Origin of the sequence: Frigoribacterium sp. CFBP9029 (assembly GCF_034045305.1) — a bacterium.
Taxonomy (GTDB): domain Bacteria; phylum Actinomycetota; class Actinomycetes; order Actinomycetales; family Microbacteriaceae; genus Frigoribacterium.
This window is the reverse complement of sequence record NZ_JAXCWB010000003.1, coordinates 112330-129605: the sequence shown is the minus strand read 5'-3', so window position 1 is coordinate 129605 and position 17276 is coordinate 112330. Positions and strand designations below refer to the sequence as shown.

General features: G+C 70.4%; 16 protein-coding genes. 1 reads left to right on the top strand and 15 read right to left on the bottom strand.

Annotated elements, in window-relative coordinates; all coding sequences use genetic code 11:
* The first annotated feature begins 227 nt into the window (after positions 1–227).
* A complete protein-coding gene (locus SOM11_RS05380; protein ID WP_146853326.1) occupies positions 228–1085 on the top strand; it encodes a spermidine synthase in 858 nt (285 codons plus the stop codon).
* Here SOM11_RS05380 and SOM11_RS05375 read toward each other — a convergent pair.
* The 15 genes from SOM11_RS05375 to SOM11_RS05305 all read right to left on the bottom strand — a co-directional run bounded on the left by SOM11_RS05375 (position 1024) and on the right by SOM11_RS05305 (position 17276).
* Positions 1024–2499, bottom strand: coding sequence for a hypothetical protein (locus SOM11_RS05375; RefSeq protein ID WP_320477439.1), 1476 nt, complete (start codon positions 2497–2499; stop codon positions 1024–1026). The genes SOM11_RS05380 and SOM11_RS05375 overlap by 62 nt on opposite strands.
* Positions 2496–3206: an ABC transporter ATP-binding protein gene (locus tag SOM11_RS05370; protein ID WP_320477438.1), complete on the bottom strand. Its 711-nt coding sequence runs from the start codon at positions 3204–3206 to the stop codon at positions 2496–2498. The genes SOM11_RS05375 and SOM11_RS05370 overlap by 4 nt, the downstream gene beginning before the upstream one ends.
* A complete protein-coding gene (gene lanKC, locus SOM11_RS05365; RefSeq protein ID WP_320477437.1) occupies positions 3203–5797 on the bottom strand; it encodes a class III lanthionine synthetase LanKC in 2595 nt (864 codons plus the stop codon). The genes SOM11_RS05370 and lanKC overlap by 4 nt, the downstream gene beginning before the upstream one ends.
* Before the next feature lie 283 nt (positions 5798–6080).
* Positions 6081–6320 carry a carbon storage regulator CsrA gene (gene csrA / locus SOM11_RS05360; protein ID WP_192061021.1) on the bottom strand — a complete coding sequence of 80 codons (240 nt, stop codon included), beginning with the start codon at positions 6318–6320 and terminating at the stop codon, positions 6081–6083.
* 36 nt (positions 6321–6356) lie between these two features.
* Positions 6357–7436, bottom strand: coding sequence for a hypothetical protein (locus SOM11_RS05355; protein ID WP_320477436.1), 1080 nt, complete (start codon positions 7434–7436; stop codon positions 6357–6359).
* Between the two features lies 1 nt (position 7437).
* Positions 7438–9489, bottom strand: a complete 2052-nt coding sequence (locus SOM11_RS05350; protein ID WP_192061019.1) for a flagellar biosynthesis protein FlhA — start codon at positions 9487–9489, stop codon at positions 7438–7440.
* Entirely contained in the window at positions 9489–10745 is a 1257-nt protein-coding gene (locus SOM11_RS05345) for an EscU/YscU/HrcU family type III secretion system export apparatus switch protein (RefSeq protein ID WP_192061018.1), read from the bottom strand. Before SOM11_RS05345 ends, SOM11_RS05350 begins: the two co-directional genes overlap by 1 nt.
* Before the next feature lie 2 nt (positions 10746–10747).
* The gene (locus SOM11_RS05340; protein ID WP_192061017.1) at positions 10748–11506 is read right to left on the bottom strand and encodes a flagellar biosynthetic protein FliR; all 759 of its coding nucleotides are present in this window, start codon (positions 11504–11506) and stop codon (positions 10748–10750) included.
* 8 nt (positions 11507–11514) lie between these two features.
* Entirely contained in the window at positions 11515–11790 is a 276-nt protein-coding gene (fliQ, locus tag SOM11_RS05335; protein WP_192061016.1) for a flagellar biosynthesis protein FliQ, read from the bottom strand.
* Positions 11790–12956, bottom strand: coding sequence for a flagellar type III secretion system pore protein FliP (gene fliP / locus SOM11_RS15065; protein WP_414655447.1), 1167 nt, complete (start codon positions 12954–12956; stop codon positions 11790–11792). Before fliP ends, fliQ begins: the two co-directional genes overlap by 1 nt.
* Entirely contained in the window at positions 12953–13708 is a 756-nt protein-coding gene (locus tag SOM11_RS05325; protein WP_320477435.1) for a flagellar biosynthetic protein FliO, read from the bottom strand. Before SOM11_RS05325 ends, fliP begins: the two co-directional genes overlap by 4 nt.
* Positions 13709–13710: 2 nt before the next feature.
* The gene (gene fliN, locus SOM11_RS05320) at positions 13711–14442 is read right to left on the bottom strand and encodes a flagellar motor switch protein FliN (protein WP_192061014.1); all 732 of its coding nucleotides are present in this window, start codon (positions 14440–14442) and stop codon (positions 13711–13713) included.
* Positions 14439–15374 (bottom strand): flagellar motor switch protein FliM, encoded by a 936-nt coding sequence (locus SOM11_RS05315; RefSeq protein WP_192061013.1) that lies wholly within the window; start codon positions 15372–15374, stop codon positions 14439–14441. The genes fliN and SOM11_RS05315 overlap by 4 nt, the downstream gene beginning before the upstream one ends.
* Positions 15375–15420: 46 nt before the next feature.
* Positions 15421–16461, bottom strand: coding sequence for a flagellar motor protein MotB (locus SOM11_RS05310; protein WP_192061012.1), 1041 nt, complete (start codon positions 16459–16461; stop codon positions 15421–15423).
* Positions 16458–17276, bottom strand: a complete 819-nt coding sequence (locus SOM11_RS05305) for a motility protein A (protein ID WP_192061011.1) — start codon at positions 17274–17276, stop codon at positions 16458–16460. Before SOM11_RS05305 ends, SOM11_RS05310 begins: the two co-directional genes overlap by 4 nt.

The window sequence follows — 17276 nt, the reverse complement described above, 5'->3', positions numbered from 1 at the left end:
CCCGGGGGACGTCGGCCCCGCGGCGCATGGCCGGAGGTCGAAGCCGAGGACGCCCCCGCCGCGATATTCGGGGGCCTGAACTCGGAGGTGCGTCGCCGACCGGAATATGACGAGTCGACGCACGGGGAGCGCAAAGGTCCATACTAGGTCGCTGCGGACACGCCTGGCAAGCCCTGTCGTTGACCTTCTGTGCCGGATTCGGTATAACCCGTGCCAGGGTTGACCCCATGGCCGCACAGCACGACGAACCCCCCGCCGAGATCTCGATCGGCGCGGGTCTCGCGCGCATCGACGAGGACCGCCACCGCCCCGGCGCCTACACGCTGATCGTCGACGGGACGCCGCAGTCGCATGTGGACCTCGACGACCCGACCCACCTCGCCTTCGAGTACGTGCACCGCATCGGCCACGCCATCGATCTGCTCCCCGAGGGCCCCGTGACGGCTCTGCACCTCGGCGCCGGCGCCCTGACGCTGCCCCGCTACGTCGAGGCCACCCGGCCCGGGTCGCGCCAGCAGGTCATCGAGCTCGAGGCGGATCTCGTGGCGCTGGTACGGGAGCGACTGCCCTTCCCGCGGGGCGCCTCCATCCGGGTCCGCTACGGCGACGCCCGCGAGGTCATGGTGAAGCTGCCGGCCGGGCTGCGGGGCACTGTGGATCTGCTCGTGGTCGACGTGTTCGGCGGGTCGCAGATCCCCGCGCACGTGACCTCGCTCGAGTTCTACTCGGCCGCGGCGGAGTTCCTGTCGCCGACCGGGATGCTCATCGTCAACTCCGCCGACGGCGCCGGCCTGGCCTTCGCCCGGGGGCAGGCGTCGACCCTGGCGACGGTCTTCGAGCACGTCGCGGCCGTCGCGGACCCCGCCACCCTGAAGGGCAGGAGGTTCGGCAACGTCGTGCTGATCGGCTCGCCGTCACCGCTGCCCACCGACCGCATGCCCCGGCTCTACTCGTCGGACCCGCTGCCGGCCAAGGTCGTGCACGGTCGTGAGCTGCGCGACTTCATCGCCGGAGCGCCGGTCGTCACCGACGCCACCGCCGTGCCGTCGCCCGAGCCGTCGCGGAGCGTGTTCGGGGCGCGGTAGCCGCGATCCGACTCAGAGCCGCACCACCGATCAGAGCGATCACCGCGAGGAACGCAGCGGCCAAGACGGGTGTCGGGTTCGGCGGATGAGGTGCGACGGCGGTCCCGCCCGCGGTCGCGATCGCGAGCGTCAGGGCGGTCGACATGGTCACGGCGATGAGGACGGGAACCGCGGCGGTGACGATGATCACGACCGCTTCGACGAGGATCACCAGGCGCCCGAGGGACGGCGGGGCGCCGTGGGCCGCCAGGATCGTCCAATCCGGATCCCGACGGGGACCGGACAGCGACCGGACCGCCGATGCGCCAGTCAACGCCACGGCAGCCGCCGGGCCGAGCGCCAGCGCCATGTCGCTCCAGGCGGCGGCTGACGAACCGTCGGGCAGGGCACCGAGCATGGACCCTAGTTCGAGTGTGGACTGCTGGGCCGCGACGAGACCGATCACGAGTCCTGCCATGGTCGCTGCCGACATGCTGGCGACGGTGGACAGCCCGGTCCGAGCACGGACGAGCCTCCAGACGAGACCGCGACCGACGGGGACCGCGTGTGTCCACCGGCGCAGGAGACGCGGGCCGAACAGAGGGAAGACGAGGACGAGACTGGTGATCGCGCCGAGCACCATCGTCGAGTGGAGGGCTATGACCCGGAGCGTCGGCGTGAACATCTCGAAGGCCTGGAGGTCCGTGGCGTCGAAGAGATCGAATCGGGCGCTCGACAGAGCGAGCAAAGCATCCCAGAGGACCACGGCCCCCACGACGGGCAGGACGAAGACCACCCAGATCGCGAGGACGGCCGTGACACGCCAGCCACGGGACGGTGCGGCCTCGGCGCGATCGGCATCGTCGCCCCGGAGGACTCGCGCGGGCAGACGGACCGCGGCCAGGGAGGCGACCCGGCCTGCGGCGAGGGAGCCCACGGCTGTGACGAGGATGGCGCTGCAGGACCAGGCGAGTGCGACGCTCAGGACCAGTCCCCACTGAGCCGCGGATGCTCCGACATAGAGTGGCAGGACGGCCCCCGCCAGGACGGCGACGACTGGGACAGCACAGACGGCGCCGATCAGTGAACCGGCACCTGTCGTGACGTGGGCGATCCGGACGAGGCTTACGGGCCTGAGACCTGCCGCCAGAAGGATGGCACCGTCGCGCTCCGCGTCCCGGCCCATGAGCGCCTGTACGCGGATCACCGCGACGGTCGCCACCAGCGCCGTCATGGAGACCACCGGACCGAAGTCGCCCTGGGAGCGCTGCGAAGCCGACAGTGCCAGCGCCTCGGAGGCGAGGAAGGTAGCGGTCAGCACCAGTGTGAGTGCCGCCGTGGCCGCCGCGCTGGTCACAGCGATGGCCAGGATTCCGCGGGGATCGTCTCGCACCGACCGCCAGGCGAGCCAGACCGTGACGTCGTTTCGACTCACGAGAACAGCGCCTCGAGCTCGGCGAGCGATGGGTTGACGAGTTCGCACCGGACGAGTCCCCCGGCGAGGAAGACGACCCGATCGGCCCGACTCGCGACGGCATGATCGTGAGTCACGACGACCACGCCAGCACCCGCTTGCGCACGACGCATGATCATGTCGACGACCCGAGTGGCCGAGCGGTGATCGAGCCCGTCGGTCGGCTCGTCGAGCAGGGTGAGCCGGGGAGGTTGTACGGCGACTCGTGCCAGAGCGACACGGCGCCGCTCCCCTCCGGAGAGACCCTCTGGCAACGCCTGCGACCGAGGGAGCAGACCCATGTCGTCGAGAGCGCCGTCGATCACCGATGCTGGTGGCCGCTCCCGGCGGAGACGATGGATCAGCTCGACGTTCTCTTTGACGGTGAGCGAGGGTAAGAGGTCATCACCCTGGAGAAGCAGCGCGACGTTGCTGACGCGGAGGTCGGCGCGCTCTGAGGCGTTCAGCGTCCAGGGGTCGACCCCGACGATCTCGACCCGCCCCTCTGAGCACTGGTCGAGGCCGGCGAGGCAGGACAGCACCGAGGACTTGCCCGCTCCAGACGGGCCGACCACCGCGACCACTTCGCCCACGGAGACGTGCAAAGAGATGCCACTCAGGACCCGTCTGTGCTCGCCTCGCGCATCGACCGTGACCAGACCAACCTCGGTCAGCGACGCCGCGATCATCGTCCGCCTGCGCAGAGGGAGAGATAGTCGGGTAATGAGGCGAGAGCATCGCCGCCCCTCAGCAATCTGCTCGTGGCATCGAGACCGATGAGGACTCCAGCAGCACCATGCGCCAGACCCGTCGCGGTCCTCTCGAGATCTCGCGCGGGAAATGTGATCCCTTCAGGTGTCCGGACAGCACTCCATCGCAGATGCTGGGCGTGGCGCAAGACGATCTGGGAGGTTTCCCCCGAGCCACGCTCCGACCTGGCGAGTTCGACGAGGAACAGCATCATTCCCGCTCTGCCGTCGAAGAGTCCCGCGTGGATGACGAGCTCGGCACTGCAAGCACGCTCGATGCCTGGCAGGGCTCGTTCGAGTTCGGGATCGCCGACCTCGGCGAGGTAGAGGATTATGGCCAATCCCAGCCCGGCTGAGCCATCGGCGAGGGTCGGCAGTGTGCGCGAACCATCTCGCACCTCGAGACGCCCGTCTGGTGTGGACACGCACCGACCGAGTGCCTGAACCAGTAGCGCGCGAGCCCGCGCAAGCGACGCCGCGCATCCTCGTTCCCGGGCATAGGCGATGTGGAACACAGCGATGCCGGCGAGCCCGTCGAGAAGTCCGGGTAGCCACGTGTCCACTGAGACGACTTCATTCGAGAGTCGACGAGAGATCTCGTCGACAGCTCTGACCGTCGAAGGGGAGGAGCTGCGAACCTCGTGCGCGAGGAGGGAGAGCCCGATGCCAGCGAGGCCATCCCGAAGCCCGAGATCGTCGGTCTCTGCGAGCGAATCCCTGAGCCTGCACACGAGAGCTTCGACCCCGGGCGACTTCTGACCGGCGAGCAGCTCGACGTGACTCGCCAGACCTCCTAGAAGCCCGAACGTCAGGGAAGGTCGGGCCGCACTGCTGATAAGTCGGCCCACACTGCTCATGAGAAGGAGTCGCTCGTCACGACTGAGACCACCGGTTGCTTGCAACGCTGATAGCTCATCGAGCCATGGAGCTCCGTCGGCGGGCATCAGCCAGACAGCGCCCGCCGGCCGGACGACCTCGGCGCGCGCCGCGTACCCGTCGATGCACGCCGACAGGCCTTTTCGAACACGACGGGTGAGATCGTCGATCTCGTGAGGCCCTGCGGCTCGATTCAAGTCCGCGGGCCCAGGGACTGGATCGTCCGCGTTTTCGATGGAGCGGGCGTGCCAGACATCCAGCGCGGCATGAAGCGACGCGCAGAGACCATCGTCGAGCCGGAATGCTTCACGTGCCGCAGCGAGATGAACCCCCAAGAGGCCAGTGTCGAGGTCGTGAAGGAAGGACAGCGGGACGAAGGCGTTGAGCGTCATGGCGGCGAGAGCGTACTCATCACGCTTCGTACCTCGGATCGTAGCGGGGGCTGCGTAGCCATGGACCCCGATGACGGCGGCTTCGGAGATCACATCGCGGGAGTCCGACGCGGCTTCGAAATCGATGATCACAGGGCGGTCACCGCCACCGATGATCACGTTTCCGGGGTGCAGGTCCCCATGGACCAGACCCTTGGCATGCAGCCGATGGACGATTCGGGAGACTCGTCGCATGAGGGCCAGTACGCGATCCCGGTAAGCGACGCGTTCGGCGACACTGGAATCGGCCGAGATCAGGGGGTTCTGCGAATAGAGGATCCTGTTGAGAGTGTCACCCTCGACCGCTCGGAGTACGAGAAAAGCGTGACCACCAGCCGTGAACGACGCGACCTTCGTCACAGCCCCTTCGACGTCGATCAGCTGCTCGAGGATACGACTCTCGTGAGACAGGCGCGCCGTCGCCTCACCTGAGGCCACGCCGATGAATGGGCGCGCCTCTTTGAGGATCACACGGACACCATCCACGCGCCGAACGGCGCGGTATGTCCCGCCCGCAGCGGTCATGGCGATCGCGGACTCGAAGTCGTAGTCGGCGAGACCCTCTGGGTCGGCAGCCCGGAGTTCGTCTCGCTGGACCACGAGGAACGATGGCAGCTCGACCCAGGCAGGTGGATGAAATGCGGTGCCTCGCACATCGGGCACGAGGCGGTTCTCTGGCCCCAAGATGGCAGGCACCAGACGACCGTCGGAGCCCAGAACCTTTCGTAGCCGGAAACCTCCGTAGCGAACATGAAGCGGCCCGCCTCTCCATCGGAGGTCGCCGAGAATGGAGGGTGCGGCGACATCGCCGATCTGCTGGTGCAGCTCCACCAGCCACTCCTCGAGCTGTTCGGGTCGAGGGTAGAGGGTGATGAACTTGGCAGCTGCTTCCGCCGGCGCCTGCTTCGAATTCCGCCATGCGAGACGTCCGACTGTCGGGACGTACTTGAACGTCGCCGATCGCTCGTGGCAGAAGCGCGAGACGGTTTCTAGGACCGCTTGCGCGACAGATTCCTCTGACGAGCAGTGGATCTTCCACCCCTGATCAGGAAGGGAACCGCCATCAGTGAGCCTGACCCATTCCTCATCCGCCTGAAGCGTCCATGAGGACCAGTCGAGTTCGGGAAGGGCGAAGGCCTCGCCCCTTAGACCCGAGCCGGCGATGCCCGCCTCGTCACGGCGGCGCCTCATGAGCACCATGGATTCATTCGCAGCTCGCTTCATCTGACGAGACTAGCAATAACGACTGGTTGACATGTCGCATGTTGTCGAGTTAGGTTTTGCTCGGGCGAACGCCCCGATGTAGATCACATCACCAGAGAAGGAGCACCATGAACATCTTCGATTTGCAAACTCTCAAGGTCGAGTCAGCGGGAGTCGACGGAGACTTCGACCTCCTGAAGAGCTCCGTCAGCTTCTTCCTCTGCTTCTGACCCGGACGACAGAGCGCCCTTCCATCACTGCGATGGGAGGGCGCTCTGTCATCGACGGACGAGTGCGGCGGGGGTCAGCGGGGGGCGGGGCCGCCGAGGGCGGCTCGGAGGCGGGCCTCGGCGTCGGCGGGGGCCGCGGCGGCCTCGGCATTGGCCTCGGCGACGGCCTTGACGACCTCCTCGCGCTGGATCTTCACCCCGCGAGGGGCGTCGATGCCGATGCGCACGCCGTCGCCGCGCGAGTCGAGCACGGTGATGACGATGTCGTCACCGATGAGGATCCGCTCCCCGACCTTGCGCGTCAACACCAGCATCCGACCACCTTACCCAGGCTGACGCGAACGATCGGTCTAGAGGGACTCGCGCCACCCGACGGGCACGCCCAGCAGGTGCACCGTGCCCGGCGTGGCGGTGTCGGCCTCGCCCACGACCGCGGCGGCGGCGACCTCGGAGACGACCCGCACCTCCTCGACCCAGCGGGCCGTGTCGTCGTGCTTGCGGCCGACGTCGACCGCGACCCACACCTGGTCGGCGGACATCGAGCGAAGGGCCTCCGCCGCCGACGCGTCCCACGCGAGCGCGGTGACCACGGCCGTGCCGCCGTTGACCCCCTCGGCCCGGGCCAGGATGGCGCTCCGCCGGTCGTCGACGTCGACCGACCGCAAGCCGAACGACGACGCCATCTGCGCCGCCACCCGGAACGCGTCTCCGGGGCGCCCCACGACGACCACGAGGTCTCCGGCACCGGTCAGGACGGCAGGAGGCGCGGGCACGTCGATCTCGGACCTCGCGACGAGCGCGGGGGACGAGGAGGCGGCGGCCGCGGCGAGGAACTCCGCGGCGTTCGTCAGGGGGCCGGGCCGCGCCTCCTCGGCGAGGACGACCGGCTCGCGCGGTGCCGGGGCGATGCCGTTGAAGGTGAGGTCGTCCATGATCTCGGCGAACGCGTCGCTGCGGGTCGCCGGCTGCACCCCTAGGGTCGCGTCGGGAGGTACGGCGGCGGATGCGGCGGCGGCACGGGCGGCACGTCGCGGGCTGTCGCCGGGCACCCGCGCGCCCGACATCACCTGGTCGAACGGATCGGCCGCCGGAGCCGAGGAGGGCGCGGACCCGAGCGCGGCGGGCGGGGCGGGCGCGGCGGGCACGCCGGGCGAGAACCCGTCGGCGGCGTCGGCGTCGGCCAGCAGCGCCGCGATGCCGGCCCGGGACGCCGGCGGGGTGATGGTGACGCGGGCCGACGGCTGGTCGGCCGACGGGTCGGGCACGTCGACGGTCGCCTCGTAGTGCTTGCGCGCGAAGAGCCCGCCCACTCCCCCGACGGTCACCCGCTGGGCCGCGACGATCAGCGCGCCCGGGCCGTGCGCCTCACGCACGCGCCGACGCAGCTCGTCGAGGGACTCGCCCGTCATCACCACTCGCGTCGGAGCCATCTCAGGCCACGATCGCATCGCTGGCGCGCACGACGCCCACGGTCTCGATGGTCGATCCGGCCGCCGTCGCCTCCTGGTACGACAGCACGGGCAGGCCGTTCTGCTGCGCGGAGACGAGTCGGTGGATCGCGGGGCGGAGGGCGGGTGCGCAGACCAGCACCGCGCTCAGACCCTGCGACTCGACCGCCGCCACGGAGTCGCGGAGCGAGCCGAGCACCTGCTCGACCCGGTGCCCGTCGAGCAGGATCTGCGTGCCCTGGTCGGACGGCCGCAGCCCCTCGAGCATCGACTGCTCGAGCCCCGGGTCGATCATGATCACCCGCAGCACGGACCCGTCGAGATGACGAGCCGCCAGGGCGGGACCCAGGGAGGCACGGGCCGCCTCGACGAGCCCCTCGGGGTCGGTCGACACCTTCGCCCGCAGCGTCAGCCCCTCGCAGATCCGCCCGAGGTCGTTGATCGGCACCCTCTCGGCCAGGAGCCCCTGCAGCACGCGCTGCAGCTCGGCCAGCGAGAGCATGCCGGGTACGAGGTCGTCGATCGCCGAGGGGTTGATCTGCTTGACGCCCTCGGTGAGCACCCGGACGTCCTCGCGGCTGAGCAGCCGCGCCGCCTCGTCCGCGATGATCGACGACAGGTGCGTGACGAGCACCGACACCCGGTCGATGACGGTCGCGCCGGTCATCTCGGCGCTGTGCCGCATCTCGGCGGGCACCCATTTGCCGGCCAGGCCGAAGACCGGCTCGACGGTCGCCGTGCCGGGCAGGGCGTCGAGGTGCTCGCCGAGGGCCAGCACCGACCGGGCGGGCGCCTGACCGCGGCCGGCCTCGACCCCGGCGATCCGGATCGAGTAGGTCGACGGCGGCAGATCGACGCTGTCGCGCGTGCGGACCGGGGGCACCACGATGCCCAGGTCGACGGCGATCTTGCGACGCAGCGCCTTGACGCGGCCGAGGAGGTCGTCGGACGAGCCGCCGACCATGTCGACGAGGTCGGGTGCCAGGAGGATCTCGAGCGCGTGCACCCGCATCTGCTCGAGCAGGTCGTCGGTGGTGTCGGTGGGGGCGACGACGGCGGCCTGCCGGCTCTCAAGAGCCGCGCGCGCCTCCTCGGCCTTCGACTTCGCCGCGAGCCGCTGGGCGACGATCAGCAGCGTCGCGCCGACGACCAGGAACGGCACGATCGGCATGCCCGGGATGAACCCCATGCCGATCGCGGCGACGCCGGCCACCGCGATCGCGATGCGCGACTGCCCGAGCTGGGTCGCGGCCTGCGAGCCCATGTCGCTGTCGGCGCCCGAGCGCGTGACGATCATGCCGGTCGAGACGGCCATCAGCAGCGCCGGGATCTGCGTCACGAGACCGTCGCCGATCGTCAGCAGACCGTAGTGGTTCAGGGCCTCGCCGATCTCCATCCCGTTCTGCAGGGCGCCGATCGCGACCCCGCCGACCAGGTTGATGATGATGATGATGATGCCGGCGATCGCGTCGCCCTTGACGAACTTCGACGCGCCGTCCATCGCGCCGTAGAAGTCGGCCTCGGCGCTGACGTCGGCCCGGCGCTGCTTCGCGACCTCGTCGGTGATCAGACCCGCGTTCAGATCGGCGTCGATCGCCATCTGCTTGCCGGGCATCGCGTCGAGGGTGAAGCGCGCCCCGACCTCGGCCACGCGCTCGGCGCCCTTCGTCACGACGACGAACTGGATGACCACGAGGATCAGGAAGATCACCGAGCCGATGATGATCGACCCGCTGACCGCCACGTGACCGAAGGCCTCGATCACCTCGCCGGCGAAGCCCTCGCCGAGCACGAGCCGCGTCGACGCCACGTTGAGACCGAGCCGGAACAGCGTCGCCACGAGCAGCAGCGACGGGAACACCGAGAAGTCGAGCGGCTTCTTGACGAACAGGGTCGTCAGCAGGATCACCAGCGCCAGCAGGATGTTGAGGATGATCAGCACGTCGAGCATCGGAGCGGGCACCGGCACCACGAGCAGCAGCACGATGCCGACGATGCCCACCGGGACGGCGAGCTTGGGGAGGGTCTTGATCATCAGGCGGTTCCTCCGGAGGCGGACGGACGGGGAGCGGGGCGGGAGGGGCGGGCTGCGAGCCCGGGAGGCGCGGGTGGGGCGGCCGCGTCGCGAGCGATCCGCAGACGCTGCGGCACCGCCTCGGCCGCGAGCGACCCGGGCGTCAGCACGGCGGCGACCTCGTCGGGGGTGGTCGGACGCGGGTTCGCATGGGTGCCCGCGACGGCCGACGCGCCGCGCGCCCGGAGGGCCATGACGAAGGTCAGCACCCGGGCGACCGGCGTGTAGAGGTCGACCGGGATCTCGTCGCCCAGACCGCAGTTCGCGTGCAGGGCGCGGGTCAGCGGGACGTCCTCGACGAGCGGGACCCCGTCGGCGGCCGCCTGCTCGCGGATGCGGGCCGCGACGGCGCCGGCGCCCTTCGCGACGACCCGCGGAGCGGAACGACCCGGCTCGTACCGGACGGCCACCGCGTAGTCGGTCGGGTTGACCATCACGACGTCCGCGTCGGCGATGGAGGCCATCATGCGGTTGCGACTCATGGCGAGCTGCCGCGAACGGCGCTGCGACTTGACCAGCGGATCGCCGTCGGTGCTCTTGTTCTCGTCGCGCACCTCCTTCTTGGTCATCCGGGTCTTCTTGCGGTTGCGGCGCATGACGACGAAGACGTCGGCGGCGGCGAGCACCAGACCGGCGACGACCGCGGCCTGGAGGAGGATCGCCGTGCCGGACGTCGCCTCGTCGAGCAGGGCCGAGACGCTCAGGCCGCCGCCGTTCATCAGCACCGGCATCAGCCCCTGGATGGCCATCCACAGCACGAGACCGACCACGGCCGTCTTGATCAGGGCCTTCGCGCCGTTCCAGAGGGCCTGACCCCCGAACGTCGTCTTCAGCCCGTTGATCAGGTTGAACTGCTCGTAGTTGCCCGTCATCCGCTTGATGTGGACGCCGCCCTGCACGATCGCGGTGAGCAGCACGACGATGCCGACGACGGCGAGCATCGGACCGATCGTCGCGGCCATCGAGCCCACGCCCTCGCCCAGCAGCGTGACCACGGTCTGCGCATCGGGATGCCGGATGGCCTGACCGATCGAGAACAGCTGATCGGTGCCGGCCTCGGCGCCCCGCTCGATGGTGGTCGGGATCATGACGGCTGCCGCGCCCACCCCGAGCCAGGCGCTGAGGTCCTGCGACCTCGACAGCTGACCCTTGGAGTGGACCTCCTTCATCCGCTTCTGCGTGGCGTCCTCTGAGCGCTCGCCGGAGTCGTCGGCCATGGCTACCTCACCCCCGTGAGCAGGTCGGCGGCGTCACCGGAGAGGTTCTGCACCACGCTCGGCAGCGCCAGGAACACCCCGCCGGCGAGCATGACCGTCATCAGGATCTTCAGCGGGAAGCCCATCGCGTAGGCGTTCAGAGCCGGGGCGACCCGGCTGAGCAGACCCAGCCCGACGTCGGCGAGGAACAGCACGACGCAGAGCGGCCCGGCGATCTGCAGCGTCGCGAGGAACATCTGCGTGACCCCGTTGGTCATCAGCGACACCGGGTCGGCCAGGTCGATGCCGAGCCCCAGCGGGACCGCGTCGAACGACCGGGTGAGACCGCCGATGATCAGCTGGTAGCCGCCGCTCGCGAACATCAGGGCGAGGGCCGTCATCTGGAACAGCCGCGTGAACTGCGCGCCGTTGATCATCGACTGCGGGTCGAACGCCTGCGCCAGGGTGAACCCGCCGAACAGGTCGATCAGGCTGCCGGCCGCCTGAACCGCCGAGAAGACGAGGAGGACGAGGAACCCCAGCACGGCGCCGACGACGACCTCGAGCACCAGGGCGAGCACGAACGGCCCCGTCGCCAGCGACTCGTAGCCGGGCGAGACCCGCGGGGCCACGGCGAGCGCGAGCCCCAGCGCCAGCATCGCCTTCACCCGGCCGGGGAACGCCCGGTACGAGAACGGCGGCGCGACGACGATGAACGCGGTCATCCGCACGGCGGCGAGCAGGGTCGCTTCGAGACCGCTGAGGTCGAGGTCGAGATCCATGATCGGGGTCAGCCGCCCGTGAGCAGCTGCGGGATGCGGTCGAACACCACGTGCGTGAAGGTGACCATCTCGGCGATCATCCAGTGCCCGCAGACGATCAGGGCGATGCCGACGGCGACGGCCTTCGGCACGAACGAGAGCGTGACCTCCTGGATCTGCGTGATCGACTGCAGGAGCGAGATCGCGAACCCCACGACCAGCGAGGTGATGAGCACGGGCGCCGCGAGCTTCGCGGTGATGACGAGGGCCTGCATCGAGATGTCGAGGACGGCGTTGGAGTCCATCAGGCGGTCACCTGATAGCTCTCGATGAGACTCGTGATGATGAGCCCCCACCCGTCGACCAGCACGAACAGCAGGATCTTGAACGGCAGCGAGATCATCACCGGCGGGAGCATCATCATGCCCATCGACATGAGCGCGGCGCTGACGACGAGGTCGATGACGAGGAACGGGATGAAGATGACGAACCCGATGATGAACGCGGCGCGCAGCTCGCTGATCATGAACGACGGGATGAGCGTCAGCATCGGCACGTCGGCCTGGCTGTCGGGGTTCGGCTGGTCGGCCGAGCGGGTCATCAGCGCAAGGTCCTCCTGGCGGGTGTGCGCGAGCATGAACTCGCGGAGGGGCGCGCTGCCGGCGTCGATCGCCGCCTGGAAGTCGATGCTGCCGTCGAGGTAGGGCTGCACCGCGTCGGCGTTGATGTGCTCGAGGATCGGAGCCATGATGAACAGGCTGAGGAACAGGGCGAGCCCGGCCAGCACCTGATTCGGCGGGATCGACGGCAGCGCGAGGGCGTTGCGGGTCATCGCGAGCACCACGAAGATCTTCGTGAACGACGTCATCATCAGCAGCAGGGCCGGCGCGACGCTCAGCAGCGTGATGCCGAGCAGTGTCACGACCGCCGTGCTGGGTGCACCGTCGGGGCCGTTGATGTCGATGTTCAGACCGCCGGTGCCGCTGCCGTCGGACTCGGTCTGGTCGCCGTCGGTGAAGTCGGTCGGGGTGGTGCCGGTGGTGCCTGTGCCTGGGGTGGTGCCGTCGGTGGTGCCGGGGGTGCCGGTGCCTGGGGTGCCGGTGCCGGGCTCGACGGGGGCGGTGGGCGCGGTGGGCTCGACGGGCGCGGCGAGGGCCGTCTGACCGATCAGCATGATCAGGCCCGAGGCGACGATCATCGCGAGCAGGGCGACGACGACGGCGCGGGCGAGACGGGTGTCGGCGAAACGCTGAGGGGCGGTGCCGACGGGGGCGGCGCCGAGGGCGTGCCGCGCGAGGGCCCGGCGGTCGGCGAGCGGCACGGTGCGGACGAGCGAGTGACGACCGGCGGAGGTGGGGCTGGCCGGGGTGCGACCGCGCAGGCCGTCGCGCAGGGTGGGCCCGGCGAGGCGGGCGACGGCGGTGGCGAAGGAGGCGCGGGTCGTCCGGGCGGACGGAGCGCGGAGGGTCATCCGACTCGACCGCTGCGGAGGGCCGAGGCCGCCTGCCGCCAGGTGTCGGGGGCGAGGATCGAGCCGTCGAGGGCCTTCGCGGCTCGACCGGTGCGACGCTCGGCGAGGTCGCGCGGGGCGCGCTCGCGGACGGCCGCGGCGCGGCGCGCGGCGCCGCGCGGCCGCAGCATCGGCGCGGCGCTCGCGCCGGCGTCGCCGGCCGCAGCGGGCGTCGGCGCGATCGAAGTGACGCGTCGGGGGGCTTCCGGGGCGGGGACCGCACCGGTCGCGTCACCTCGATGGGCCGAGGGCACCGCGGCGACGCTCTGGGCGGCCGCAGCGGGCACAGGCGCGATCGACGTGACGCGTCGGGGGGCCTCCGGGGCGGGGACCGCACCGGTCGCGTCACCTCGATGGGCGGAGAGCACCGCGGCGAAGCTCGGAGCCGGTGCCTGGGCCGGAGTCGCAGCCCGAGCCGGGGCCGCAGCGGGAGCCGGGACGAGCTCGAGCGCGACCGGTTCGACCGGACGGTCGGCGGCGGCCAGCACCGTGACCGACGCGTCGGTGACCCCGAGCACGAGTCGCTCGCCCTCGACGTCGACCACGACGACGCTGGCCTTCGCGCCGATCCCCTGGCGCGCCACGACCGTCACCTGCGCGGCCTGACGACCGGCTCGACCGCCCTTGACGATGCGCTTCTGCAGCACGTAGAGCAGTGCGAGCACGACGCCGAGCGAGAGGACGACGCGGAGTCCGACGAAGAGCGTGTCCACGATCAGATCGCGCCGTCGGCGACGTCGAGGATGGTCGTGATGCGGACCGCATAGTCCTGGTCGACGACGACGACCTCGCCGTGCGCGATCAGGCGCCCGTTCAGCAGCACGTCGGCGGGGGCCCCGGCCGAACGGTCGAGCTCGACGACGGCGCCGGGCTCGAGTCCGAGCACGTCGCGGACGGACATCCGCGTGCGACCGATCTCGACGGTGAGGGCCATCTCGACGTTGTTGATGCGACCGAGGTTGCCGGCCATCGACGAGAACAGCGGGGCGGCGTGATCGACGGGCGCCGCGCCTCCTACCGTCCCGTTCTCTCGCAGGCGGATCGCGAACCAGCCGGCGGGCGCTCCCGCTGCGGTCAGATCGAAGACGACCGTGTCGGGGTCGGCGAGCAGCGTGTCGGCGGGCTCGCGACGGCTCTCGCCGAGCACTCCCACACCGAGCACCGACGTCGCGGCCTCGAGCGCCGGTCGCAGCACGTCGGTCACCGAGACCAGCGGGCTGTCGGTGCCGGCGGCGGCGCCGAGGCGGTCCATGTCGACGAGCACCAGCGCCGTGTCGGCCGAGACCCCGCCGACGAACGACGTGACGACGACCGGGGAGGCGGCGGTCCGGTTCTGCGCGGACTGCCCGGCGTCGAGAAGGACGGCCCGCAACGGCGTGGGCGTCGGCAGCTTCGCGACCAGGGCCTCGGCCGCCGCGGTGTGCAGGGTGATGGTCGTGGCGGTCATGAGGTTCCTTCTTCGGTGCCGGTCAGTGAGGTGGAGACGACGATCCCGGCGAGACGGGAGCCGTTCGAGGCGACCGCGGCGCGCCCCACGGGCTGACCGTCGACGCGGATCTCGAGCGGACGCGATTGCGGGTGCGGCAGGGGCAGCACGTCGCCGACGGACAACCCGAGCACCACGCTCGGCAGCACGGCGGCCGGGGCGAACTGCAGGGAGACGCCCACCGGCACCGAGGCCAGCTGGGCACCGAGCAGACGCCGGGCGTCGGCCGGATCGACCGTCGGCGTCGCGTCGCCCAGCTGGGGCAGCAGCACGTCGGCCGGCAGGGCGACGGTCGCGAGCGACGAGCGCTCGCCGACCTGGATGGTGAAGACCGCGACGATCATCAGGTCGGACTTCTGCGCCGCCTGGGCGAACTGCGAGTTGTACTGGAAGCCGCCGACGCCGATCTGATCGACGAGCAGCCCGCCGAACGAGTAGCGGAGATCGTCGAGGGCGTCCTCGATGAGACGCCGGACGAGCGCCTGCTCGATCGGCGTGAAGGCGCGCTCGGGGGTCACCGGGGGCTTCGCCGCACCCAGCATGTGACCGACCCAGGCCAGCGCGGCCGAGGCCGAGAACTGGACGACGGCCTTCGCCGCCACCCCCTCGAGGGGGCAGAGCACCATCGCCGTGGTCGCCGGCAGCGACGCGGCGTAGTCGTCGTAGGTGAGCATCTGGACGCTCTCGGAGGTGACCTGTGACAGCACGCGCACCTTCGCGGTGAGCTGCGTGCCCCACTGGCGCGCGAACGTCTCGAACGCCAGCTCGAGCACCCGGGAGTGCTCGCGCGCCAGCGTCGTCGGGCGGCGGAAGTCGTAGACCTCGACGGTCCTCTGCGGGCGCGCCGACGGGCCGGCGGTCGCGGCCGGTGCGGGAGCGTCGAGGAGGGTCACGGACGGACCTATCGACCCGCGCCTCCTGGGCGTTAGAGAACGGTGATCAGTGCCCCCCGGACTGGGCCCCCTCGGAGTCGTGGTCGGCGGCGGCGTCGTCGGGGGCCTCGTCGGCGGCGGGCGCCTCGGCGTCGAGCGGCTCGGGAGCCTCGGCCGTGGTGGCGGCCACCTCGGCGGCGGCGTCGTTCCGGCCCGCGGTCACCGCGCCTCCGGCCCCCTCGGCGGCTCTCTGCAGCTCGGGCAGCAGTGCGCTCACGTCGTCGGACTGGTTCGACAGGACGACGATGTCGACCCGGCGGTTCGCCGCGAGATCGGCCGGCGACCCCCCGGCGGCCAGCGGACGCGACGAGCCGAACCCGACGGCCTGGATGTGCTCGACCGGCATGCCGCCCCGCTCGACCAGATCGCGCAGCACCTGCGTCGCACGCGCGGACGAGAGCTCCCAGTTCGTCGCGAACGGCGCCGTCGAGCTGCGCTGATCGGCGTGACCCTCGACCGACACGTCGTGCGCCGAGGTGCTGAGCACCGGCGCGATCGCATCCATGACCCTCGTCGCCTCGGCGCTCAGGTCGGCGCTGTTCGTGCCGAAGAACGTCTCGGAGCCGACCAGCCGCACCGTCAGCCCCCGGGCGTCCGTCGCGAACTGCACGTCGGCGCTGAGGCCCGACCCGTCGAGATTCGCCTCGATGGCCGCCTTGATCGCCGTCAGGTCGTCGAGCTCGCTCTTCGCCAGGGCCTCGGACGTCTCGGTGCCCTCGCCGGTCTCGGCCTCGCCCGACGCCGCGGCCTCGGCCATGTCGGTCTCGTCGCCCGCCGAGTACCCCTCGCCCTCGGGGGTCACCTGGTCGACCGGCACGACGGTGCCCGACGCCGAATCGATCGCGCCGAGCTCGGTCTGCCCGAAGCCGGTCGCGAGCGAGTTGCGGAGCGCGACGTATTTGTCTTGATCGACCGTCGACATCGCGTACAGCACGATGAACATGCACATGAGCACCGTGATCATGTCCATGTACGAGGCCATCCAGCGCTCATCGGGGTGCTCGTCCTCGTGGACCTTCTTCTTGCGAGCGCCGCGCGATCCGCTCATACCGAGACCCCCCGGTCGCCGGCGTCGACCCTGCTCGTGGCCTTCGCGCCCTTCGCGCCCTGCTCGAGGGCATGCGACGGGACCATCGCCTTGAGGCGTTCGCCGAGGAGGCGCGGCTGGCTTCCCGCCTGCACCGCCAGCACCCCTTCGAGCAGCAGCGTCATGCGGGCCTCGTCGAGGTCGGCCAGCTTCTTGAGACGGGCGCCGATGGGCAGCCAGAGGAAGTTGGCGGTGAGCAGGCCCCAGAGCGTCGCGACGAACGCGGCGGCGATCATGTGACCGAGCTCGTCGGGCTGGGCGAGGTTCTCGAGCACGTGCGTGAGGCTGACGACCGTGCCGACGATGCCCACGGTCGGCGCGTACCCGCCGAGGCTCATGAAGAACTTCGACGCCGTGCGGTCGGCCGCGAGACGCGACTCCATCTCGTCCTCCAGCAGGATCCGCAGCTCCTCGCCGTCGGTGCCGTCGGCGATGTTCTGCAGCGCGCCCTTCATGAAGGGGTCGTCCATCTTCTCGGCCTCGGCCTCGAGCGACAGCAGCCCCTCGCTGCGAGCCTTCTCGGCCAGACCCACGATGCCGTCGATCACCGACTGCGGCGGGATCACCTTGCCGGTGAACGCGCGGGGGATCTTCGTGAAGCTGAGGATCGCGTCACGGATCGTGGTGCCGGCGATGCCGACGCCGATCGTCGCCCCGAACACGAGGATGATCGGCGCGGGCAGCAGCAGACCCATGAGGTTCACGCCCTCGAGCTGGATCATGCCGAACAGCGCACCGAACGCGAGGACGATGCCGATTATGGTCGCGGGATCCAC